Source organism: Anaerostipes caccae L1-92 (genome assembly GCF_014467075.1).
Classification (GTDB): Bacteria; Bacillota; Clostridia; order Lachnospirales; family Lachnospiraceae; genus Anaerostipes; species Anaerostipes caccae.
Genome location: NZ_AP023027.1, coordinates 1,324,557 through 1,348,024 on the forward strand (window position 1 = coordinate 1,324,557; position 23,468 = coordinate 1,348,024).

Genomic DNA, 23,468 nt, shown 5'->3' on the forward strand with positions numbered 1-23,468 from the left:
GAGAGAGTGCGGATTCTGCATATATTTCTACTCTTCTTTTCTTTTGTGTTAAATTTATTACAAAATAGTTACATATATTATGGAAATGTGTTATAATACCGTTGAAAATGTCACAGGAGGATATGAGAAATGAGCTATTTGAAAGGAATGATCGAAGAAATGCAGGAGACCGAGGGCAAGAAACACAGGAAGAAAAAAGTCATCGTTTGCATTCTGGCGGTTCTGGTTCTTTTGACAGCTGGTTTCTTGGGATACCGTGTTTATGCGAATTACAAAGAAGAACAGTTCTTTAAAAGCGTAAAACTAAGAGAGATCAAAGTAAAGCCTATGACACTTAAACACAAGGAAAAGGATGTGTTTACAGAAGCTTACCAGAAAGAATCCCAGGATCAGATTGACAAACAGAAGAAGAAAAACTATACCATCCAAAAGCCAATGGTAATCCAGAATGCCTATGGGACAAATACGACGGCTCTGTATTATTACGGAAAAACCGACCGTGCTTCCTATGCTGTGTGTACGGTTGAAGCGCCCAATGCCGGGGCAGCTGTATACAAGCATAAATTGAAAAGCAAGAAAAAGTACAGCACGACCCATGAATACCAGATCATAGGCCTGTCCGCAGGCACCCGGAATAAGGTGACGATGGAGTTTTTCAATGAAGAAAACAGGGCTGTGGAAAAACAGTATTTCTATGTGGATATACCTGAAGACGATGTGATTCCTAGAATTTTGAAAAAGTCCAAGGGAAGTTCCGAACAAAAAATGGAAGATGGACTGTTTGCACTGCTTGGACATGATAAGGCACAGAATGCAAACATTTATCTCTATGATAACAATGGAGTAAACCGGGGAAGGATGCCTTTAAATGACTACCGCACAGACCGTCTGCTTTTCATCGGCGATGATATGGCTTACTCTTACGACTTTAACAAGATCGCCATGGTCAACAGGCTGGGGAAAGTCACAAAGACTTATGATCTTGGAGAAAATTATGAATTTCATCATGACTTTCTTTATGCAGAAAAACAAAATAAATTTATCTGCCTCGTCAATGACAAAAAACAGGATACCATTGAGGACATTGTAATTTCTGTTGATGTAAAGACGGGAGAAGTAAAGGAACTGATTGATTTTGAAGACTATTTTAAGACCATGCGGCTTCTGGCATACCGCCCGAAGAAAAACACTTATGGAGGAACGGGACTTGACTGGCTTCATTTAAACTCCATGAATATGATCGATGATGACAGTATGATTTTCAGCAGCAGGGAGCAGAGCACGCTTATTAAGATGAAAAATGTGTTTGAAAAACCGGAAGTGGATTATCTGATCCATGGAGGCACGGTCTATAATGGAACGGATTATCAGAAATATCTGCTGAAAAAAGAAGGAAATTTTGTTGGCCAGGCGGGACAGCATACAATTTCGGTGGAACATGATAAGTCACTTCCGAAAGGCCAGTATTATCTCTACATGTTCAATAATAATTACGGATATTCTGCCACGATCAAGAATTTTGACTGGAGTATGTTCCCAGGAACCGGAACAATGAAAGAAGGGGAGAAGTCTATGTATTATAAGTATCTCGTGGATGAAAACAAGAGGACTTATAAACTGGTGCAGTCCTTTTCGATCCCTTACTCTCCGATCGTCAGCAGTGTTGAACACCTGAAGAATAATATTTCTTTTGGAAGCGGTACCAGCAAAACATTCGGAGAATATGACAAGGACGGAAAACTCATTTATTCCTTCTACTACGATGCGGACAAGTACTCTTACCGTGTTATGAAGTATGATTTTGAAGGATATTTATTCAGGGAATAGTTTTTGAATGACACAAAAACCCGGATATGCAGAGGTTATGCTGCATATCCGGGTTTTATTGGAGTTATGTATTTTTGGTTGTTTTCCTAGAGCTGGTCTTTCTTTTCCAGGATGGCGGCTGCAGCTGCGCAGGCAGGGCAGTCGCAGTATTCGGCGCCTTCCGCCTTGATCTCTCTGGCATGTGCCGCAACATCTTTTGCTTTGTCTGCCCCGAAAACCTGAGCTCCGGCTTCGGACTCTGCAAAACCGATCAAAGTGTCAATGGGCATAATATCTTCTTCCAACTCGGCAATGTATTTTTTTGTTTCCTCTGTCTCCGCTTCGGTGCCCACAGAATCCAGCCAGGTGTTAGCCGCATCTCTGGTTTCACTGCTGCATGTAGGAGAATCGATTAGTTCGCGGGTTTTTTCTACAACAAAATCTAATACATCTTTTTTCATAATGGGAACCTCCTCTGTCGTCCGGTTTTGATTTTATTTTACTCTTATTTAAGAAGAATTGCAATAATACCAGGTCAATAGGAAATCAAAGAAAACCGGGCTCTGCATTGCGGCGCTTTGTTTTTAATGCTATACTATCCTATTGAAAAGAAATTAGAGAAAACAGGAGCAATTATGAAAACATCAGATTTTACATTTGACCTGCCGGAAGAGCTGATCGCACAGGATCCGCTGACCGACCGTTCAAGTTCAAGATTATTAGTGTTAGACAAAGAAACAGGGGAGATAAGACACGAGGGTTTCCGGAATATTGCCGGTTATCTGAAAAGAGGAGACTGCCTTGTGTTAAACGATACGAAGGTTATCCCTGCCCGGCTGATTGGTGAAAAAGAGGGAACAGGTGCGAAAATCGAGGTCCTGCTCTTAAAAAGAAAACAGGACAATACGTGGGAAACACTTGTAAAACCGGGAAGGAAGGCGAAGCCGGGGACGAGAATTTCTTTTGGACAGGGGAAACTTGTCGGTGAGGTTACGGACATTGTGGACGAAGGAAACCGTCTCGTGAAGTTCGAGTTTGATGGGATTTTTGAGGAAGTGCTGGACGAGCTGGGACAGATGCCTCTGCCTCCGTACATCACTCATCAGCTGAAGGATAAGAACCGGTATCAGACCGTATACGCCAAACACGAAGGGTCTGCGGCGGCGCCGACAGCAGGGCTGCATTTTACAAAGGAACTGCTGAAAGAGATCGAAGAAAAAGGAATACGGCTTGCCTATGTCACTCTGCATGTGGGGCTTGGAACGTTCCGTCCTGTGAAGGTGGAAGATGTCACAGAACATCATATGCACTCTGAATTTTATGTTGTAGATGAAGAGGCAGCAGAAAAAATCAATAAAACCAGAAAAGAAGGCGGAAGGATCATTTCCGTTGGTACGACCAGCACAAGAACTTTGGAATCCGCGGCAGATGAAAACGGATTTATTGAACCTAAGAGCGGATGGACGGAGATCTTTATTTATCCGGGTTATAAGTTTAAGGTCATTGACGGTCTTATCACTAATTTTCATCTGCCGGAATCTACACTTTTAATGCTGGTGTCTGCACTGGCGGGAAAAGAGCATATTTTAAAGGCGTATGACGAGGCTGTGAAGGAGCGGTACCGTTTCTTCAGCTTTGGTGATGCGATGTTTATAATGTGAGTAAAAATTTAGAACGGACAAGAGCCCGCAAAAAGCCTGACAATACTGGGATTTTGCGGGCTTTTAGCACAAGATGATACATCTTATATGGATAACCTACAAACTTGAATAAGTATTTATTATGAGGTTAAAATATGATATAATAGAAAAACGAAAGTGGGGTGTGAAACATATGGAAGATATGATCTTATCAGAATATAAAGATTTGCTTGAACGTAAATTGAAGTTGGAAATAGAGTTACAGAAATTAGTGCAGGGCTACATTTCAAAAAAGACGATTAAGGGCAAAACCTACTGTTATCTTCAGAGCAGAGTTGATGGGAAACTGACAAGTCAGTATCTAAAGAAAGAGGAAGTTGATGAGATCACAAAACAGGTTACACGCCGCAGACAATGTGAGGCGGAATTACCAAAGCTGAGAGCCCGGCTCAGTGAACTGGAACAGGCTGCGGGGCTGCTTGGGAAAAATATCAGCCGCCAACTCATGCTTTTGAAGCTTAGTACAGGGATGGACAGTTTGACTGCAGAACAAAAAAGGAGGAGCTCGTCTTTTGCCGATACTATTAACGCTGTCGAGGGGATTCCTGTCAGCGAACAAACAGCGCAGGATATTGCGGCTTGGCAAAACGGAAACAAACCTTTCTTATCGGTCTTTGAAACAACACTCAAACGATATGGCTTTTCTGTGGAGGTGTAAAATGCGGGATCCCTATTTATATGACGACGCTGATGTCCTGATAAATCTTGCAGGCATCAAAGATTCGAAGCTCCTTCATATGGCAGAGGCGGACATCACCAATTTAGCAATGACGGGTATCTATAACCAGACGTACGAGAAATTCAATACAGACACGTTAAAAGACATTCATCGCACCATTTTTGGACAGATTTATGATTGGGCGGGAGAATTCCGTACGATACAGATGATCAAGCCGGAAGACGTTTTGGGCGGCGACACGGTGCACTATGCGTATCCCAAGGAAATTAAGAAGCAGTTGACGGCATCTATGAAAGAAATTTCCAAACTGAAGCGAAACAGGCAGACTGACAATGACATTGTATTCCGTATCGTAAGGATCACTGCCCAGATTTGGCAGACACATCCCTTTCGGGAGGGCAATACCCGCAGCGTTATCGTCTTTGCGGTATTGCTTGCCAAGGCGCTCGGCTTTAAGGTGGATCACGAGTTATTCAAGGCACATTCCGCTTATGTCCGCGGCGCCCTTGTTTGGGCGTCGCAGGGGATATATGCAAAGTACGAGTACCTGGAGAATATTTTTTTTGACGCGATTCTCCACGATGAGGGAACTTGTGATGAAGCTAGCGCACATTCTGCTGGGAAATATGAGAAAATTGGCGATTATATGGTGCGGGACTATAAAGAGCGGCCGCACGAATATCAGGAACATGAGAAATTCAAAAAATAGGAGCGGAAAATGATGAACGGACAAAACAGGTCTGATGTGAAGATTGGAGCGGCGGTCAAGATTGTCCTGAAAGCGGACCAACGGACCGGAAAGCTGACAGAAGGAATTGTAGCTCGGCTATTGACAAAGAGCAGCTGCCATCCCCATGGCATAAAAGTGATGCTTGAGGATGGGCAGGTAGGCCGGGTACAGGAGATTATCAGATAGATATGGATATGAAAGAAACCATGGTATTTGTGGAGACTTAATCTATGAGTAAAAAAAACATTTTAGACACTGCAGTAAATTTTATAGAATCAAACCTCCATAATGATATAGGGCTGCGTGATGTTGCAAATCACGCAGGTTATTCATATTTTCATATGACACGTGTGTTTACTGCGGTTTTAGGTGAATCTGTGGGCAGCTACATAAATAAACGCAGGTTGTATGAAGCCTCAAGAAGTCTGATTTATTCGAAACAAAAAATTATAGATATTGCAATAGACAGCGGATTTGAATCATCAGAAGCATTTAGCCGCGCTTTTAAAAATATATTTCATGTGTCACCTACCGTTTATAGAAAAAATGGTCTCAATATATGAAAATGTGTAGAATTCATAATATGAATACAATTGGTTACAGTATATGTGAAAGTCATAATGCTTCATATTTAGAAAATGATGATGTTCGTTTTTCAGTGATGATAGGCTCACCAATGGAAGCATTTTCAACTGTACCAAAATCTTGTGAAAAAAAGACATTGTCCAAAGGAAAATATGCGGTGTTTACACATACCGGTTCTCTCCAGAACCTGGTATTATCCTATGACTATATTTATGGAGTTTGGGCAATGTCTTCAAAATTTCAACTAGATAATCGTGAATCATATGAAATATACGACGGGCAAGTACGTGAGTATACAGACGCAGATAATTATGTCCTTATCTACATTCCTATAAAATAAGCTTTTTATATTTTGACGAATGCACCATCCTCAAATTGTGAATTGGAAGTTTTGATGTCAACTGTGAAATTTTCTGCTTTTATATCATTTACTAAAGAATATGTCTTCCAACCATTTTTTTCTAATCCACCCCAACAAATTTCAACAGTACCCAATGTCACATCAAAAACCATACTTTTAATTGTGCCAAAGAAATTATCATACCAGTTACAGCATAATCCCTCAGGATATTTAGATAAAAGTAATGTCTTTAAATCCCTGGTATTTATCCCATGAGATTGATTCACGAAATTTTCAATATAATTATATCGACAAACTGAATGTTTCATTGCCATCGGCTCAAGATTAATTATTTCCTGCAAATGTGCGTGATTGGTTGAATGTAAATACTGCTGTTCAGTAGTATCATCAATTTTTCTAAAAGCTTTAACCCCATCTAATGTTTCAAATAAAGCAGCGTTCCCCTCTTTATCAGCAAGAATCAGATTGATATTGTAGGCAATCGGCATATCTTCTAGAGTCTGCAGAGCTTCTTCTACATTCTTGCAGTTTTCTAATAAAGATCGAATGACCGCCCAAAATTGTAAACCTGTAACAGAGGGTCTGCGCATGACTTCCATATTGCCAACCGGCATACCACAAGATGTTTGAGCAGCCATCAGGCCACATTCATTTATTCCCTCGCCACGCCCAAACTGCATCATGCTTCCACCCATGTGAGCATACTTACCTGTAACTTTGGTCTTGCAGAAGGAAAAGTCCTCCATCTTGTGAGAAAACTCATAATTACGAGCTGCCATTACATGTCCGTTTGCTGTTAATTTAGGCAGTACAGCAAGCAAAGAACAACCGGGCGTTAAATAAGTCATTGCATAGTAAAGCATTTGCAATCTTGTTGTTTTAATAGCTTCTGCAAAACCTTGCAATTCTTCGTTCAGTCCGGGGCAATAACAATCAAACATTTCGGTCATTTGTGCCGCTTGTTTTTCCGTATAAGCACCGGGTGGGCATTTTTGCATTTCTGCAAATTGAGGGCAGTTCATTGCGATTTTCCCAAGCTGATACCCAATTTCATAATTCGAGCCGCATAATTCAAAAATACTTACATTTGCTTTTTCCATAAAGCACCTCTTTTCTTAATATAATTCATATTATAAATTAGCAGACAACTTAATTCATGATATATTTTGCGCATTTAATTCGTCTTGATTTTTCTCTTACAACGTGAAGTATCTGCCGACAGTAAAAATGCCCGCAAAGCCTGCAGAATAAGGCTTTGCGGACATATAAGAATTTGTGAAAAGATAATCAGAAATTTATTTTAAGTTTATGAGAAGATTAAAAACACAAAATTTCTTGTCTTTTATATTAACTTTACAGTTGAAATAGGCTATTATAAAATATACAGAAAAGCGATGTAGGAAAAGTGTCCCTGCACCGCTCGTTTTCTGCGGACGCGATGCTGATTACATAATTTCAGGGGACCGGCTGTTTCTGAAAGGAATGACGAATTCCGGAATACCGGATGCATAGGGGGCAATGTCATATTGCTGGTAATAAATCACTAAGCCGGCTGGGGTTATATAAAAGTTTTCAGCATGAAAGTTATTACGGAGAAGCTGGCTGTAATCCTCAAAAAAAGTGGCTGGGGATTCTTTTAAACGATCCTCTATCTGTTTTTCTATGCGTTGGAAAAGGCATTCGGGAAATCCCTGTACTCCGGGAAAAAATTCCGTCAGGTTTATCTGCCTTCCCATACGGAAATCCCAGGTGTCAGAGCTGCGCACAGTTGCTCCGTGAGCCCCGCCTGAATAAGAATACTGATCTGTATAAAGACTTACGATACAGCCCTTATTGTAAACTATATGGTAATCAGAAAGAAATTCATAGCTGTTGAATGGCGGTATATTCTCTGGAATATACTGAGCCGCCTGCACTGCCTGCGAATAGAGATCTGTGCGGCAGTTCTTCTCTGTTTTTTCAGCCTTTAATGCATAATAACCGTTTATATGGCAGGCTGCCAGCGGACTGCATGTAGTTTCAAAAAAAGGATAGTTTATCTTATAGGTGAGTACTGGGATATCATGATAGAACATAGTATCTTTCAGAACTTTATTATGGATTTTCTGCATGAGGGCCTCATAAGTTTTTATTATTGACAGTATACTTGTGGAAATTTTTAAATATGAATATAAATGTTTTTTCTTCTGACAGAATTACCAAAAGATATGGGGGTACAGATGCAAGTCGACCTGACCGACGGCCGGATTGGCCGTTCTATTATATTATTCAGCCTGCCAATGATTGTGGGCAACCTTTTACAACAGTTATATAATATCGCTGATACCCTGATTGTAGGCAGAACGATCGGTGCTGCCGCACTGTCTGCAGTCGGTTCGGCCTATGCTCTGATGGTTCTTCTGACTTCTGTTTTACTGGGACTTTGTATGGGAAGCGGCGTTGTCTTTGCCCAACTCTATGGGCGTAAAGAGCATGACCGAATGAAGACATCTATTGTCAATGCATTCGTCTTTATTATGTTGGTTTCCGCCGTGATTACGGCAGCAGCATTTCTTCTGCTGGATCATTTGATTGTGTGGCTTCACATTCCAAAAGAAGCGGCCCCGTTTACAAAAGAATACTTATTTATTATTTTTTTTGGAATCTTTTTTGTCTGCATCTATAATTTTTTCAGCTCTGTACTCCTCAGCATCGGCAATACGGTGACACCGTTGGTGTTTTTGGCTGTCTCTGCGGTGCTGAACATTATACTGGACGTGGTTTTTATTTTAAAATTTGGGATGGGGATTGCCGGGGCGGCGTGGGCCACAGTAACCGCCCAGGGGGTATCTGCCGTACTGATTACAGTATATTTTTTTTCTAAAGCAGGAGACTTGTGTCCAAAACGCTGTCATATGTATTACAGCCGGGAACTTCTTGGTATGATCATTAATAATTCTATTCTGACAGCTATACAGCAGTCGATCATGAATCTTGGAATTTTGATGGTGCAGGGATTAGTCAACAGTTTTGGATTTCTTACTTCCGCAGCTTTTGCCGCAGTGGTAAAGATTGATGCCTTCGCCTATATGCCGGCACAGGATTTTGGAAATGCTTTTACCACTTATATCGCACAAAATTATGGAGCGGGAAAACCAGACAGGATAAAACAAGGTCTTCGGTCAGCGGTATTCATTTCTATTGGGTTTTGCGCGGCTGCGTCTGTTATCGTCGTGGCCTTTGCAAGACAGCTTATGCTGATTTTTATAAAACCCCAGGAGACGGAGATCATCGCTGTCGGGGTGCAGTATCTGCACATCGTGGGCTGTTTTTATGCAGGGATCGGCATTTTGTTTTTGCTCTATGGGCTTTACCGGGGCCTGGGCCGTTCCGGAGTTTCTATCTGGCTGACGGTCATTTCACTGGGAAGCAGAGTTGTACTGGCTTATGCACTGTCATCGGTGCCTGTCATCGGACTACTGGGGATCTGGTGGGCGGTGCCCATCGGCTGGGCTCTGGCAGATATGTTCGGCCTGCTGTATTTCGCATGCCGGAAGAAACGGCTGCTGTTGGAAGAATAAATCATCAAGTAAATAAAGGAGTTTTATGAGTGAAGTAATCGTAGTCGGAGGAGGTGCGGCGGGAATGATCGCTGCCATCTGTTCTGCAGGAGAGGGGAATCGAGTCACCCTATTAGAAAAAAACGAAAAATTGGGGAAAAAGCTTTTCATTACAGGGAAAGGCAGGTGTAATCTGACCAATGCCGGTGACATCGAAGATCTGATGGGCCATGTAGTTACCAACAGGGAATTTTTATACAGTGCATTTTATTCTTTCACCAATGAACAGATGATGGAATGGATGGAGCAATGGGGATGTCCGGTGAAAGTAGAGCGGGGGAACCGTGTGTTTCCTGTGTCTGACAAATCGTCAGACGTGATCAGAGCCATGGAGAGAGAACTTGGCAAAAGAAAGGTGTCTGTTAAGCTGAATACGGAGGTGAGACAGATTCTGACGGAGAATGGCAGCGTCAGTGGTGTTGAAATAAACGGCGGGCGAAAGCTGAAGGCGGACAAGGTAGTCATCGCAACGGGAGGCGTTTCTTATCCTTCCACAGGTTCCACCGGAGACGGGCACTCATTTGCAAAAAAAACGGGACATAAGGTGACTCATCTGGACCCGGCGCTTGTTCCTTTTAATATCGACGGGACAGTCTGCTCAAGGCTTCAGGGGCTTTCCCTTAAAAATGTGGAAGCGTCCCTCTATGCAGACGGAAAACGGATTTATAAGGAGTTCGGAGAGATGCTGTTTACTCATTTTGGCATCAGCGGACCAATTATCATAAGCGCCAGCAGCTATGCGGTGCGGTATAAAGGAAAACAGTTAAAATTTTGTATCGATCTGAAGCCGGCCTTATCGGAAGAACAGCTGGATCAGAGAATTCTGAAAGATTTTCAGAAAAATATCAATAAAGAATTCAAAAATTCTCTTGGAAAGCTGTTGCCAAAAAAAATGATCCCGGTTATCCTAGAACTATCCGGAATTCCGGAGGACAAAAAGGTTCATGAGATCACGAAGGATGAGCGGAGGAATCTCACAGCACTATTAAAAGCTATGCCTCTTATGGTCACGAGTACGAGAGGGTTTAAAGAGGCTATCATCACTCACGGCGGAGTGGATGTAAAAGAGATCAACCCGAGTACCATGGAATCCAAGAAGGTGCAGGGATTATATTTTGCAGGGGAAGTGTTGGATCTGGATGCGCTGACCGGGGGTTATAATCTTCAGATCGCATGGTCCACAGGATACCTGGCAGGAATGAATTAGGAGGAATCATATATGTACAGTATTGCCATTGACGGCCCGGCGGGAGCCGGAAAGAGCACGATCGCAAAAACAATCGCAAAAAAATTGGAATTTATCTATGTGGATACGGGAGCCATGTACCGGGCCATGGCTTTGTATTTTATCCGCAGCCAGATCGATTATACAGATGAAGCGGCCATTGACGCTGCCTGTAAGGATATAAGAGTCAGCATAACTTATGAGAACGGGATGCAGCAGGTGATTTTAAACGGAGAAAATGTGACCGGGCAGATCCGGACGGAGAAAGTGGGGAATATGGCATCCAAGACATCCGCATATCCTTCTGTGAGGGCTGCTCTTTTAGATCTGCAGAGAAATCTCGCAAAAACTGCGGACATTTTAATGGACGGAAGGGATATCGGGACCAATGTGCTTCCCGATGCGGATTTAAAAATATATTTGACGGCTTCCGTGGAGGTCAGGGCAAAGCGCCGCTATGATGAACTCATTGAGAAAGGGCAGGAGGCAGATCTTGCTGTCATTGAAGAAGATATAAAGAAAAGGGACCACCAGGATATGACCAGAGACATCGCGCCGCTTAGACAGGCGGAGGATGCGGTTCTCGTGGATTCTTCCGGGATGACGATCGAAGAAGTAGCCGATACGGTGATCCGCGAATTTGAAAAGGTGAAATAAGAGATGGAAGTAAACTTAGCGAAAACAGCAGGATTTTGTTTCGGTGTCAGACGCGCGGTGGATAAGGTATATGAGGAGGCAGGAAAAGAACAGGTCTATACATACGGACCGATCATCCATAACTCGGAAGTGGTCTCCGATCTGGAACAAAGAGGCGTAAAAGTCCTCCGTTCCAGAAAAGAACTGGAGCAGATTTCAGAGGGAACCGTGATCATCCGGTCCCACGGCGTGGCAAAGGATATTTATGAGCTGATCCGGCAGAAGGGGCTGCATCTGGTAGATGCCACCTGTCCTTTTGTCTTAAAGATCCACAGGATCGTGGAGAAGGCCAGTGCCGAAGGAAAACAGATCCTGATCATCGGCAGCTCGGAGCATCCCGAGGTAGAAGGAATCAGGGGCTGGTGCAGCGGAGAAGTCCATGTGATCTCCGATGCAGAGGGGCTTTCGGGAGTCGAACTCGGAGACAAACCGGCCTGTGTTGTTTCACAGACGACATTTAATTACAATAAATTTCAAGATATAGTTGAAATTATCAAGGAAAAGAGTTATCATATAGAAGTATGTAATACAATTTGTAATGCCACAGAAGAGCGTCAACTGGAAGCAAAATCTATAGCACACGATGTAGATGCAATGATTGTCATTGGCGACAGACAAAGTTCTAACAGCCAGAAATTATATGAGATCAGCAAAAAAGAGTGTGGGAACACCTTTTTTGTGCAGACACTTAAAGACCTGGATTTGAAACTTTTTGAATCGACTGGTAAGGTAGGTATTACAGCGGGGGCATCCACCCCAGAGAAAATTATCAAGGAGGTTCATGCTAGCATGACGGAAAAGAGTTTTGAACAATTATTAGAGGAAAGTTTAGTTACGATTCGTAACGGAGAGGTAGTGGAAGGAACAGTCATTGACGTAAAACCAGATGAGATCATCTTAAACATCGGTTACAAAGCTGACGGTATCCTGACACGCAGTGAGTACTCTAATGATGCGGCTAACTTAGATTTAACAACGATCGCCAAAGTAGGGGATACGATGGAGACAAAAGTCCTTAAAGTGAACGACGGAGAAGGACAAGTGTTGTTGACATATAAGAGACTGGCAGCAGAAAAAGGCAACAAGCGCCTGGAAGAAGCTTACGAAAACAAGGAAGTGCTCAAAGCGCCTGTGGCTCAGGTTTTAGATGGTGGTTTAAGTGTGATTATTGATGAGGCGAGAGTCTTCATCCCGGCAAGCCTTGTATCTGATTCTTACGAGAGAGACTTAAAGAAATACGACGGACAGGAAATCGAGTTTGTCATCAGTGAGTTTAACCCGAGAAAGAGAAGAGTCATCGGAGACCGCAAGCAGTTGTTAGTGGCTGCAAAGAAAGAAAAACAGAAAGAATTATTCGCAAAGATCGAGCCTGGAATGAAGATCGACGGAGTTGTCAAGAACGTGACAGACTTCGGTGCATTCATCGACTTAGGCGGCGCAGACGGACTGCTTCATATTTCAGAGATGTCCTGGGGACGTGTGGAAAATCCGAAAAAGGTATTTTCTATCGGTGATAAGGTAACTGTACTGATCAAGGATATCCAGGGTGAAAAGATCGCGCTGAGCCTGAAATTCCCAGAGGAAAATCCATGGTTAAAGGCAGAAGAGAAATACAAAGTTGGCAATGTTGTGGACGGAAAAGTCGCACGTATGACAGATTTCGGAGCATTTGTTGAGCTGGAATCAGGCATTGACGCACTGCTTCACGTTTCTCAGATTGCCAAGGAACATATTGACAAGCCATCTGATGTTTTATCCGTTGGACAGGAAATCACAGCCAAAGTCGTTGACTTCAAAAAGGATGAAAAGAAGATCAGCTTGAGCATGAAAGCATTGCTCAATGACAATGCAGAGGATGCAGAATAAGAGATTGACGGGGCGGTTTCCGATGCAGGAAACCGTCTTTTTTTGACCTGTCGGGGGTTCCCTTTGAATCGGCTATTGTAATATGGCTGATTTTAAGCTATAATGTTTTCTAATACGTCTTGCTGTGGCGGATCATTGTCCTGTCAGGAAAGACAAATTTTATATAAGGAGTAGTTTACCAATGCAAATAAAGAAATTTAAAAAAGTATTAGTAGCCAACCGCGGTGAGATTGCGATCCGTGTATTCCGTGCTCTCAATGAGCTGGGGATTACCACTGTTGGTGTATTTTCAAAAGAAGACCGCTATGCATTGTTCCGCTCCAAGGCGGATGAGTCATATCAGCTGAATCCGGATAAAGGACCGATCGATGCGTATCTGGATATCAAGACCATCATCCGGATTGCCAAAGAGAAAAATGTGGATGCGATCCATCCGGGGTATGGATTCCTGTCTGAAAATCCGGAATTTGTAGATGCCTGTGAGAGACACGGGATTACCTTTATCGGACCGACATCTGACATCATGAGGGCGATGGGAGATAAAATCTCTTCCAAGCAGATGGCAATCAAAGCGGATGTGCCGATCATACCGGGTGTGGACCATGCGGTATATAGTGAAAAAGAAGTCATTGAGATTGCAGAGAAGGTCGGATATCCTGTGATGCTGAAAGCATCCAACGGAGGCGGCGGACGCGGCATGCGCATCGTTCACACGGCAGAAGATATGCCGAAGGAATATGCGGAAGCAAGAGATGAATCCAAAAAGGCATTCGGAGACGATCAGATTTTTATTGAAAAGTACCTGAAAAGTCCGAAACATATTGAAGTACAGATCATCGGAGATAACTACGGCAATGTCGTTCATCTGTATGACCGTGACTGTTCCGTTCAGCGGCGTCACCAGAAGGTGGTAGAGTATGCACCGGCCTTCAGCATTCCGGAAGAGACAAGGAAGGTGATATTTGACAGTTCGTTAAGGCTGGCAAAGACGGTCGGATACCGCAACGCCGGAACCTTAGAGTTTCTTGTGGATGCCGATAACAATCCTTACTTCATCGAGATGAATCCGAGGGTTCAGGTAGAACACACGGTGACAGAGATGGTAACAGGGATCGATATCGTACAGACGCAGATCCTCGTTGCTCAGGGGTATGCCCTTGACTCTGATGAGATTCAGATTCCTTCTCAGGAAAGTGTGGAAACTACGGGCTATGCTATTCAGACACGTATCACCACCGAAGATCCTTCAAACAACTTCCTGCCGGATACAGGAAAGATCACAGTATACCGTTCCGGAGCCGGAAACGGAATCCGCCTGGACGGAGGAAATGCATATGCAGGGGCAGAGATCACTCCATATTATGACAGTCTCCTCGTAAAGGCATGCTCTCATGACCGTACGTTCTTAGGGGCTGTGATGAAGTCTACCCGTGTGCTGAAAGAGACAAGAATCCGGGGTATCAAGACCAACATCCCGTTCCTGATCAATGTCCTTAACCATGAGACTTTTAAATCAGGACAGTGCTATACGACATTTATAGAAGATACTCCTGAGCTGTTCCTTTTCGCCGCATCCCAGGACCGTGCCACAAAGATTCTGGAGTTCCTCGGAAATAAAATGGTCAACGAACAGAAGGCAGAAGAAAAACCGTTTTTCGAAGACCGTGTGCTTCCGAAGTATGACAAAAAGAAAGAGATTTACGGCGCCAGGGATGAATTTTTAAAACTCGGAGCCGAAGGTTATACTCAGAAGATCTTAAATGATAAAAAACTTTATGTAACTGACACAACAATGAGAGATGCCCAGCAGTCTTTGATGGCCACCCGTATGAGAACGAAGGATCTTGCAGGGGCTGCCAAGGCATCCAACCAGTACATGGCAAATGCATTTTCCATGGAAGCGTGGGGAGGAGCCACATACGATACTTCTTACCGCTTCTTAAAGGAATCTCCGTGGGTAAGACTGGCACTCTTAAGAGAAAGAATGCCGAATACCCTGATTCAGATGCTTCTTCGGGCGTCCAATGCGGTCGGATACAAGAATTATCCGGACAATGTAGTGACAACCTTTATCGAAGAGGCGGCATCCCGCGGAGTCGATGTATTCCGTATTTTTGACAGCTTAAACTGGGTTGAGAATATGAAGCTTCCGATTGAAACGGCTTTAAAGACCGGTAAGATCGTGGAAGGAGCTATCTGTTATACCGGGGATATTCTGAATCCGGATGAGACAAAATATACACTGGATTACTATGTAAAAAAGGCAAAAGAATTGGAAAGCCTGGGATGCCACATCTTTACCATCAAAGATATGGCAGGGCTTGTAAAGCCTTATGCAGCCGAAAAGCTCATCAAAACGTTAAAAGAAGAACTGAATATACCGGTTAATCTGCATACCCATGATTCCACCGGAAACGGAGTCAGCACTCTGCTGAAAGCAGCGGAAGCGGGAGTGGATATTGTTGACTGTGCCATCGGATCTATGAGTTCCATGACAAGCAACCCGTCCATGAACTCTCTTACAGAGGCACTCAGGGGAACCGAGAGGGATACGGGATTAGTTCCGGATGAACTCACAGAATTAAGCCAGTACTATGAGAGACTGAGACCGGTTTATAAACAGTTTGAAAGCGGCATGGACGCTCCGAACACAGAGATCTACAAGTATGAGATCCCGGGAGGACAGTACTCCAACCTGCTGGCTCAGGTAAAAGAGATGGGAGCAGCAGAGGATTTTGAGGAGATCAAGAGTCTGTACAAAGATGCCAATGATCTGCTTGGAAATATTGTAAAAGTTACGCCTTCCTCTAAAGTCGTCGGAGACTTTGCCATCTTTATGTTTAAAAACGGTCTGACCAAAGAAAATATTCTGACAGAGGGCAGAGGATTATCTTATCCTGATTCCGTAGTCGAATATTTTGAAGGAATGATCGGACAGCCGGAAGGCGGATTCCCGAAAGAACTTCAGGCTATCGTGCTGAAAGGCAAAGAGCCGATCACCGTCCGTCCGGGAAGCCTGATTCCTCCGGAAGATTTCGATCAGATCAAGAAAGGGCTCAAAGAGTTCTTTTATATTGATACAATGGAAGACGAAAAGACGCTTCACCGCAAAGCCATCAGCTATGCGATGTATCCGAAAGTATATGAGGATTACTGCAGACATTTTGAGGCTTACAATGACGTCACAAGGCTGGAAAGCCATGTGTATTTCTACGGGCTGAGAAAGGGTGAGGAGACGACACTGACCATCGGAGAAGGAAAAGATTTGATCATCAAGTTTGTGGATATGTCAGAACCCGATGAGAACGGATACCGTCTGCTGGAATTCGAGGTCAACGGTTCCATGCGTGAAGTGAAGATCTTAGACCGCAACCTGGAAGTCAAGGCCGACCACAGGATCAAAGCGGATAAGAGCAATCCGGGACATTTAGGCTCAACAATTCCTGGAACCGTCGGAAAAGTCCTCGTAAAAGAGGGAGATCCGGTAACTGTGAATATGCCGCTTCTTACCGTGGAAGCAATGAAGATGGAAACCACCGTCGTATCCAAAGTTAACGGAAAGGTGGATAAGATCTACGTTAATGAAGGCGAACAGGTCAATCAGGAAGATCTGCTTGTATCTTTTGAAATCGAAGAAGAATAATCTTACTCATAATGACAGACAATAAAAGGGAGAAGCACTGCGCTTCTTCCTTTTTATTAAATCAAAGTGAGGATTTCGATATGAATGAAGATCAAAGAAATGAGATAAGAGATACCGGAGAACTGGACCTGGGCGGGATTCATGTCATGACGGTCATAGGAGAGATCGAGGGGCATCAGCTGTCCCCGCAGAACTCCAAGACAACCAAATATGAGCATATGATCCCTGCGCTTGCCAAAGCAGAGTACTCTGACGATATCAAGGGGATACTGATTCTGCTCAATACGGTTGGAGGGGATGTGGAATGTGGGCTTGCCCTTGCGGAAATGATTGCTTCCCTGAGTAAACCAACGGTAACGCTTGTATTGGGAGGGAGCCATTCCATCGGAGTGCCTCTTGCAGTCTCTTCTGACTATTCATTTATTGTTAAAAGTGCAACAATGATGATCCATCCGGTGCGCTCCAGCGGAACCTTCATCGGTGTGCTTCAAAGCTACCGTAATATTGAGAAGATTCAGGACCGTATTACCAGATTCATCAGCGATCACTCTGACATTGCGGAGGATAAGGTGGAAGAACTGATGCTGCACATCGGAGAACAGGTGAAAGACGCAGGAACCGTACTTGAGGGAGAACAGGCGGTGGAACTGGGCCTGATCAATGAAATCGGGGGCATGAGCGAGGCCTTTGCAAAGCTTAAGGAACTCATACAAAATACCTCGGAAAACTGAGAAAAAACCGGGGGTTCCGGTGTACAGAATAAAGTACAAAAAAAGCAAAAAAATCCTTTAATTTCGGGTAAAAGTAGTGTAGAATGATAATAGATTGTTTTTATTTTAACGAACATTAAAGGAGGAGCTATGAGAGGAATTGAGACCCCGGTCCGAGAGATCAGAAAAAAGGTATTTACAGAGATTGCTAAATTTGCCTATGAACAAAGAGACCTTGAAGAAATCGAGGATCTGCCGTACGAATTAGTGAAAGGTGAGCTGCCGACATACCGCGACAGTATTTATCGTGAAAGGGCAGTGGTAGGAGAGAGAATCCGTCTTGCCATGGGGATGTCTTTAAGACCTGCTGATAAGCCTGCAAGAATAACAAAAGGAATCAAACAGAGCAACATTGCTGAAAAATACTACGAGCCGCCGCTTCTGCAGGTGATCCCGGCAGCATGCAACGCCTGCAAGGACAGAGCATTCATTGTAGGAGGAGAGTGTCAGGGATGTATGGCACATCCATGTATGGAAGTATGTCCGAAAAATGCAATCAGTTTTGTGGACGGATATTCCTACATTGATCAGGAAAAGTGCATTAAGTGCGGACAGTGCCAGAAAGTATGCCCATACAGTGCGATCCATGAGAGAAAAAGGCCGTGTGAAGTAGCCTGTGGCGTGGGAGCGATCGAGACTGATTATGCAGGACGTGCTACCATTAATCCTGACAAATGTGTATCCTGCGGCATGTGCATGGTCAACTGTCCGTTTGGAGCCATTGCAGACAAGTCACAGATCTACCAGCTGATCAAAGCCATGAATGAAGGCAACGAAGTCATCGCCATCCTGGCCCCTGCTTTTGTTGGACAGTTTGGGCCGAAGGCAACCCCTGCCAAGGTGAAGGCCGCACTGCTGGAGATCGGATTTGCCGACGTATGGGAAGTGGCAGTGGGAGCGGATGCAGGTGCCCTGGAAGAAGCGGATCACTATGCACATGGAGTTGCTACAGGAGAGGTGCCGTTCCTTTTGACCTCCTGCTGTCCGTCCTGGTCTATGCTCGGGAAAAAGTACTTCCCTGAACTGATCGACCAGATTTCAAATTCACTGACCCCGATGGTGGCGACAGCCAGAGCCGCAAGACAGACCAACAAGAACGCAAAAATCGTATTCGTCGGTCCTTGTGTGGCTAAAAAACTGGAAGCTTCCAGAAAGTCTGTCAGAAGTGAAGTGGATTTTGTCATTACATTTGAAGAATTGGACGGCATGTTTACCGCCAAGGATATTGATTTCAGTACTTACGACAAGGAAGTCGAGATGAACGATGCGTTCGGTGCAGGACGCGGATATGCAGTCGCAAGCGGTGTTGCCGCGGCTATTGAAGCATGCGTAAAAGAATACCATCCGGGAGTGGATGTGAAGATTGACCATGTGGAAGGACTCGCAGAATGCAAGAAGATGCTTCTTCAGGCAAAAGCCGGCAAGAAGAACGGGTACCTGATCGAAGGAATGGGATGTCCGGGAGGATGCGTTGCCGGAGCCGGAACCAATATCCCGGTAGTCAAAGCGGGTGTACAGGTTAAGAAGTTCGTGAATGAAGCAGAGCAGTTCATTCCGCCTGAGACAGCAAAATACTGATATTCATTATATTTCAAAGATACAAAAGAGTCTGAACGGAACCAAAGAGTTCTGTCCAGGCTCTTTACATTTATTTAGGTTAATTGTAAAATAGTCATATAACTCTTTTGATGAAGGGTTGTTGAGTATTAAATATAAGAAGAAAAGAGATTCCAGAAGAATGGCAGCAAAAAAAAGAAAGAGAAGAAACACAGCACGAAAGAAGAAAAAGCAAAAAGACTTTGCAGGGTTCTATCAGGAAATTGCGGTTCTGTTAAGTTTTGCAGTTTGTCTTTTTTTATTTTTGAGTAATTTCAGACTCTGCGGAAAAGTGGGAAACACGGTAAGTTCCGCGCTGTTCGGAGTGCTGGGCGGTGTTCACTATGCTGCTCCTATTGTTATATTGATCATGATCCTTCTGCTGATCTCCAATCAGTATAGCAGCATCTCGGCAAAGAAGTCTTTTTTTATTGTTCTGCTCCTGTGTATGACTGCGGCGATATGGCAGATGGCGACAGACATCCGTATGTCTGATGCAGCAGTGTTGTACCGGTACGGATCGGAACATCATGCGGGAGGCGGAGTGGTCGGAGGTGTCATCGCTTCTTTTCTGTATAAGGAGCTGGGACTGGCAGGAAGTTATGTTGTCGTATTTTTTTTGACAGCAATTTCTATGATACTGATTACTGAGAGATCACTGCTCTCCTTTGTAAAGCGTGTGGCAGCATTTTTTGCACCCGAACGGACTTCAGGAAAGAAGACCAAAACAGCTGATAAGAGAAAGCCAAAAGAAAAAGAGGACAGGCAGGCATCAGGAATCAAGACTCCAAAGCTTCCAGACTTAAAGCTGAAAAGGAGAGAGAAACAGTCAAAGGTACTGGATGACCTTACTCTGATGCCGGAAGAGCCGGCAAAAGAACCGGACAAGCCGTTTGATCTGGACGAGATGATCGGACAGCCCGATGAGGAAGTACTGCCGGAGGAGCCGGAGCTGAAGCCGGGCAAAAGATCTTTTGTGAACAGAGAGAAATCAGAGCCTGAACCTATACCGGAGATTTCCATACATCCTTCTGCGCTGGAGGAGGGAGATTATGTGTTTCCGCCGGTGACTCTGCTGAAAAAGGGAAAGAAGGCCGGAGGAAACAGTCAGGCAGAACTTAAAAAGACAGCCCTGAAGCTGGAGCAGACGCTGAGAAACTTCGGCGTCAATGTGACGATTACGGACATCAGCTGCGGGCCGTCTGTTACCAGGTTTGAACTTCAGCCGGAGCAGGGAGTAAAGGTCAGCAAGATCGTCGGGCTTTCCGATGATATTAAACTGAATCTGGCGGCCCCGGACATACGGATCGAAGCTCCGATTCCGGGAAAGGCAGCAGTGGGCATCGAAGTGCCGAATAAGACCAATCAGGTGGTCATGTTCCGGGATCTGATTGAAAATAATGACTTTAAACGCTTCTCTTCCAATATCGCGTTTGCGGTAGGAAAGAATCTGGCTGGCAAGGTGATTATCTCAGACATTGCAAAGATGCCGCACCTTTTGATTGCAGGTGCCACAGGTTCCGGGAAATCAGTGTGTATCAATACGCTGATCATGAGTATTTTATATAAAGCAAGTCCCAACGATGTGAAGCTGATCATGATCGATCCCAAAGTCGTGGAACTGAGTACATATCAGGGAATCCCGCATCTTCTCATCCCGGTGGTCACAGATCCCAAGCAGGCATCCAGCGCGCTTAACTGGGCAGTTATGGAGATGGGAGACCGCTATAAGAAGTTTGCGGACGTCAATGTAAGAAATCTGACCGGATATAATGAAAAAGTAAAAGAGATGATGGAAAAGGGAATGGAAGGTGAAGACTTCCAGCCGCTGCCTCAGATCGTCATTATTGTGGATGAGCTTGCGGACCTTATGATGGTTGCGCCGGGTGAGGTAGAGGATGCGATCGTAAGGCTTTCTCAGCTTGCCAGAGCGGCAGGCATCCATCTGATCATTGCCACCCAGAGACCATCTGTCAATGTCATCACAGGACTGATCAAGGCTAATGTCCCTTCAAGAATCGCATTTTCTGTGTCCTCCGGGGTGGATTCCCGCACGATCATTGACATGAACGGAGCAGAGAAGCTCTTAGGAAAAGGAGATATGCTCTTTTATCCGGCAGGATACCAGAAGCCGGTCCGGGTCCAGGGAGCATTTATCAGCGATGAGGAAGTGGGACGTGTCGTAGACTTCTTAAAGAGCCAGAACATAGAAGATGACTACGGCAGTGAGATCAAAGAAAAAATCGAGACGGCCAGTGTGAAGGCATCGGTTTCGGCAGACAGAGACGAATATTTTGAAGATGCGGCCAAATTTATCATAGATAAGGACAAAGCATCCATTGCAAGCCTTCAGAGGATTTTTAAGATCGGATTCAACAGGGCGGCAAGGTTGATGGACCAGCTCTGTGAAGCCGGGATCGTCGGAGAAGAGGAAGGCACAAAGCCCCGTAAGGTTCTTATGAGCCAGGAAGAATTTGAACAATACAAAGAGGAATATTTATAGAAGAAAGGAATCCAACCAATGAAAACAGACATTCAGATTGCACAGGAAGCAAAGTTACAGCCAATCAGGGAAGTAGCGGCGTCTCTTGGGATCAGTGAAGACGATCTTGAGCTGTACGGCAAATATAAAGCGAAGCTGTCTTCCGGATTCATGAACGAAATCAAGGATCGTGAGGACGGGAAGCTTGTACTTGTGACGGCGATCAATCCGACTCCGGCGGGAGAAGGAAAAACTACGACCAGCATTGGTCTCGCACAGGGACTCACAAAGCTCGGGAAGAAAACGGTGGCTGCGTTAAGAGAACCTTCTCTCGGACCGTGCTTCGGGATCAAAGGAGGTGCTGCCGGAGGCGGATATGCCCAGGTGGTGCCGATGGAAGACTTAAATCTTCACTTTACCGGTGACTTTCATGCCATCACTTCCGCAAATAATCTTTTGGCAGCCATGATTGACAATCATATTCAGCAGGGAAATGCACTGAGGATCGATACGAGAGACATCGTCTGGAAACGATGCCTGGATATGAATGACAGGGCACTGAGAAATATTGTCGTGGGATTGGGAAGAAAAGTGGACGGAGTTGTCCGTGAAGATCACTTTGTGATCACGGTGGCCTCCGAGATTATGGCAATTCTCTGCCTTGCAAATGACATGGAAGATCTGAAGAAACGTTTAGGCAAGATTATTGTTGCCTATAATATGGATAAAGAACCTGTGACAGCAGCGGAATTAAATGCTGTGGGAGCCATGGCGGCCCTCTTAAAGGATGCCTTAAAGCCGAACCTGATCCAGACGCTGGAACATACGCCGGCCTTTGTACACGGCGGTCCTTTTGCAAACATCGCTCATGGCTGCAACAGTGTCCAGGCTACGAAGATGGCTTTAAAGCTTTCCGACATCACTGTCACGGAAGCAGGATTCGGAGCGGACCTTGGAGCCGAGAAGTTTTTGGATATCAAATGTCCGATGGCAGGACTCTCTCCGGATGCGGTTGTCCTGGTAGCAACGGTCAGGGCTCTTAAATATAACGGCGGCGTTTCCAAAGAAGATCTGGGGAGGGAAGATATCGACGCCCTGAGCAGAGGTATTGTAAATCTGGAAAAGCATATTTCCAACCTGAAGCAGTATGGGGTGCCTGTGGTTGTCACACTGAACCGGTTTGTCACAGACACGGAGGCTGAGCTGGACTTTATCAAACATTTCTGCGAGGAGAGAGACTGTGATTTTGCCCTGTCAGAGGTATGGGAAAAAGGCGGAGACGGCGGCATTGAGCTTGGAAAGGCAGTTCTCAGGACGTTAGAGACGAAAAAAAGCGAGTACCGCCCGCTGTATTCTTACGAGGATACTTCCATTGAAGAGAAGATTGAGACGATCGCCACAAAGATTTATGGTGCGGACAATGTAATCTATGCACCGGCGGCAGCCAGACAGAAAAAGCAGCTTACGGAACTTGGCTACGGAAATCTTCCGGTCTGCATGGCGAAAAACCAGTATTCTTTATCTGATGACCCGAAAAAGCTTGGCCGTCCGGAAAATTTTGATATTACGATCCGCGAAATCTATGTAAATGCAGGAGCCGGATTTGTTGTAGCGCTGACCGGAGATATCATGACCATGCCGGGGCTTCCGAAAAAGCCGGCGGCAGAAGGCATTGACGTAAACGAAGACGGTGAGATCACCGGTTTATTCTAGGAGTGACGAGAGGAAAC

The 23,468-nt window shown here is 44.6% G+C and carries 19 protein-coding genes; 16 read left to right on the plus strand and 3 right to left on the minus strand.

Features of this window, described 5'->3' with window-relative positions; all coding sequences use genetic code 11:
• The first annotated feature begins 129 nt into the window (after nt 1-129).
• The gene (locus ANCC_RS06485; RefSeq protein WP_006568896.1) at nt 130-1,827 is read left to right on the plus strand and encodes an aryl-sulfate sulfotransferase; all 1,698 of its coding nucleotides are present in this window, start codon (nt 130-132) and stop codon (nt 1,825-1,827) included.
• A gap of 86 nt (nt 1,828-1,913) precedes the next feature.
• Here ANCC_RS06485 and ANCC_RS06490 read toward each other — a convergent pair whose 3' ends face one another.
• Complete coding sequence (locus ANCC_RS06490) at nt 1,914-2,267, minus strand: hypothetical protein (RefSeq protein ID WP_006568897.1); 354 nt, start codon at nt 2,265-2,267, stop codon at nt 1,914-1,916.
• A gap of 174 nt (nt 2,268-2,441) precedes the next feature.
• On the opposite strand from ANCC_RS06490, the gene queA reads away from it, so the two are divergent.
• The 6 genes from queA (at nt 2,442) to ANCC_RS17505 (ending at nt 5,840) form a co-directional block, all read left to right on the plus strand.
• Nucleotides 2,442-3,467, plus strand: coding sequence for a tRNA preQ1(34) S-adenosylmethionine ribosyltransferase-isomerase QueA (gene queA / locus ANCC_RS06495; RefSeq protein WP_009288729.1), 1,026 nt, complete (start codon nt 2,442-2,444; stop codon nt 3,465-3,467).
• A gap of 172 nt (nt 3,468-3,639) precedes the next feature.
• The gene (locus ANCC_RS06500) at nt 3,640-4,164 is read left to right on the plus strand and encodes a DUF6788 family protein (protein WP_039947073.1); all 525 of its coding nucleotides are present in this window, start codon (nt 3,640-3,642) and stop codon (nt 4,162-4,164) included.
• Nucleotide 4,165: 1 nt separating this feature from the next.
• Nucleotides 4,166-4,894: a Fic/DOC family protein gene (locus tag ANCC_RS06505; RefSeq protein ID WP_039947075.1), complete on the plus strand. Its 729-nt coding sequence runs from the start codon at nt 4,166-4,168 to the stop codon at nt 4,892-4,894.
• Between the two features lie 9 nt (nt 4,895-4,903).
• The gene (locus ANCC_RS06510; protein ID WP_006568901.1) at nt 4,904-5,101 is read left to right on the plus strand and encodes a YwbE family protein; all 198 of its coding nucleotides are present in this window, start codon (nt 4,904-4,906) and stop codon (nt 5,099-5,101) included.
• Between the two features lie 44 nt (nt 5,102-5,145).
• Nucleotides 5,146-5,478: a helix-turn-helix transcriptional regulator gene (locus ANCC_RS17500; RefSeq protein WP_006568902.1), complete on the plus strand. Its 333-nt coding sequence runs from the start codon at nt 5,146-5,148 to the stop codon at nt 5,476-5,478.
• 20 nt (nt 5,479-5,498) lie between these two features.
• The gene (locus tag ANCC_RS17505; protein WP_156782927.1) at nt 5,499-5,840 is read left to right on the plus strand and encodes a GyrI-like domain-containing protein; all 342 of its coding nucleotides are present in this window, start codon (nt 5,499-5,501) and stop codon (nt 5,838-5,840) included.
• A gap of 5 nt (nt 5,841-5,845) precedes the next feature.
• Here the strand turns inward: ANCC_RS17505 and ANCC_RS06520 are convergent, their stop codons facing one another.
• Both ANCC_RS06520 and ANCC_RS06525 read right to left on the minus strand, forming a co-directional pair.
• Nucleotides 5,846-6,961, minus strand: coding sequence for a C45 family autoproteolytic acyltransferase/hydolase (locus ANCC_RS06520; protein ID WP_006568904.1), 1,116 nt, complete (start codon nt 6,959-6,961; stop codon nt 5,846-5,848).
• A gap of 345 nt (nt 6,962-7,306) precedes the next feature.
• Nucleotides 7,307-7,972, minus strand: a complete 666-nt coding sequence (locus tag ANCC_RS06525) for a DUF3298 and DUF4163 domain-containing protein (RefSeq protein ID WP_006568905.1) — start codon at nt 7,970-7,972, stop codon at nt 7,307-7,309.
• A gap of 108 nt (nt 7,973-8,080) precedes the next feature.
• Between ANCC_RS06525 and ANCC_RS06530 the strand changes: the two genes are divergently transcribed.
• From ANCC_RS06530 to ANCC_RS06570, 9 genes are all read left to right on the plus strand, one after another.
• Nucleotides 8,081-9,421: an MATE family efflux transporter gene (locus tag ANCC_RS06530; protein WP_039947089.1), complete on the plus strand. Its 1,341-nt coding sequence runs from the start codon at nt 8,081-8,083 to the stop codon at nt 9,419-9,421.
• Between the two features lie 25 nt (nt 9,422-9,446).
• Nucleotides 9,447-10,667 carry a BaiN/RdsA family NAD(P)/FAD-dependent oxidoreductase gene (locus ANCC_RS06535; RefSeq protein WP_006568908.1) on the plus strand — a complete coding sequence of 407 codons (1,221 nt, stop codon included), beginning with the start codon at nt 9,447-9,449 and terminating at the stop codon, nt 10,665-10,667.
• 12 nt (nt 10,668-10,679) lie between these two features.
• Nucleotides 10,680-11,342, plus strand: coding sequence for a (d)CMP kinase (cmk, locus tag ANCC_RS06540; RefSeq protein WP_006568909.1), 663 nt, complete (start codon nt 10,680-10,682; stop codon nt 11,340-11,342).
• Between the two features lie 3 nt (nt 11,343-11,345).
• Entirely contained in the window at nt 11,346-13,247 is a 1,902-nt protein-coding gene (locus tag ANCC_RS06545; protein WP_006568910.1) for a bifunctional 4-hydroxy-3-methylbut-2-enyl diphosphate reductase/30S ribosomal protein S1, read from the plus strand.
• A gap of 181 nt (nt 13,248-13,428) precedes the next feature.
• Complete coding sequence (locus tag ANCC_RS06550; protein WP_006568911.1) at nt 13,429-16,890, plus strand: pyruvate carboxylase; 3,462 nt, start codon at nt 13,429-13,431, stop codon at nt 16,888-16,890.
• An 80-nt stretch (nt 16,891-16,970) separates the two neighbouring features.
• On the plus strand, nt 16,971-17,621 hold the full coding sequence (locus tag ANCC_RS06555) for a ClpP family protease (RefSeq protein WP_022260846.1): 651 nt from the start codon (nt 16,971-16,973) through the stop codon (nt 17,619-17,621).
• A gap of 129 nt (nt 17,622-17,750) precedes the next feature.
• Entirely contained in the window at nt 17,751-19,238 is a 1,488-nt protein-coding gene (locus ANCC_RS06560) for a 4Fe-4S dicluster domain-containing protein (protein ID WP_006568913.1), read from the plus strand.
• 160 nt (nt 19,239-19,398) lie between these two features.
• Complete coding sequence (locus ANCC_RS06565) at nt 19,399-21,759, plus strand: DNA translocase FtsK (protein ID WP_006568914.1); 2,361 nt, start codon at nt 19,399-19,401, stop codon at nt 21,757-21,759.
• 18 nt (nt 21,760-21,777) lie between these two features.
• Nucleotides 21,778-23,451 (plus strand): formate--tetrahydrofolate ligase, encoded by a 1,674-nt coding sequence (locus tag ANCC_RS06570; RefSeq protein ID WP_006568915.1) that lies wholly within the window; start codon nt 21,778-21,780, stop codon nt 23,449-23,451.
• Nucleotides 23,452-23,468 lie beyond the last annotated feature (17 nt).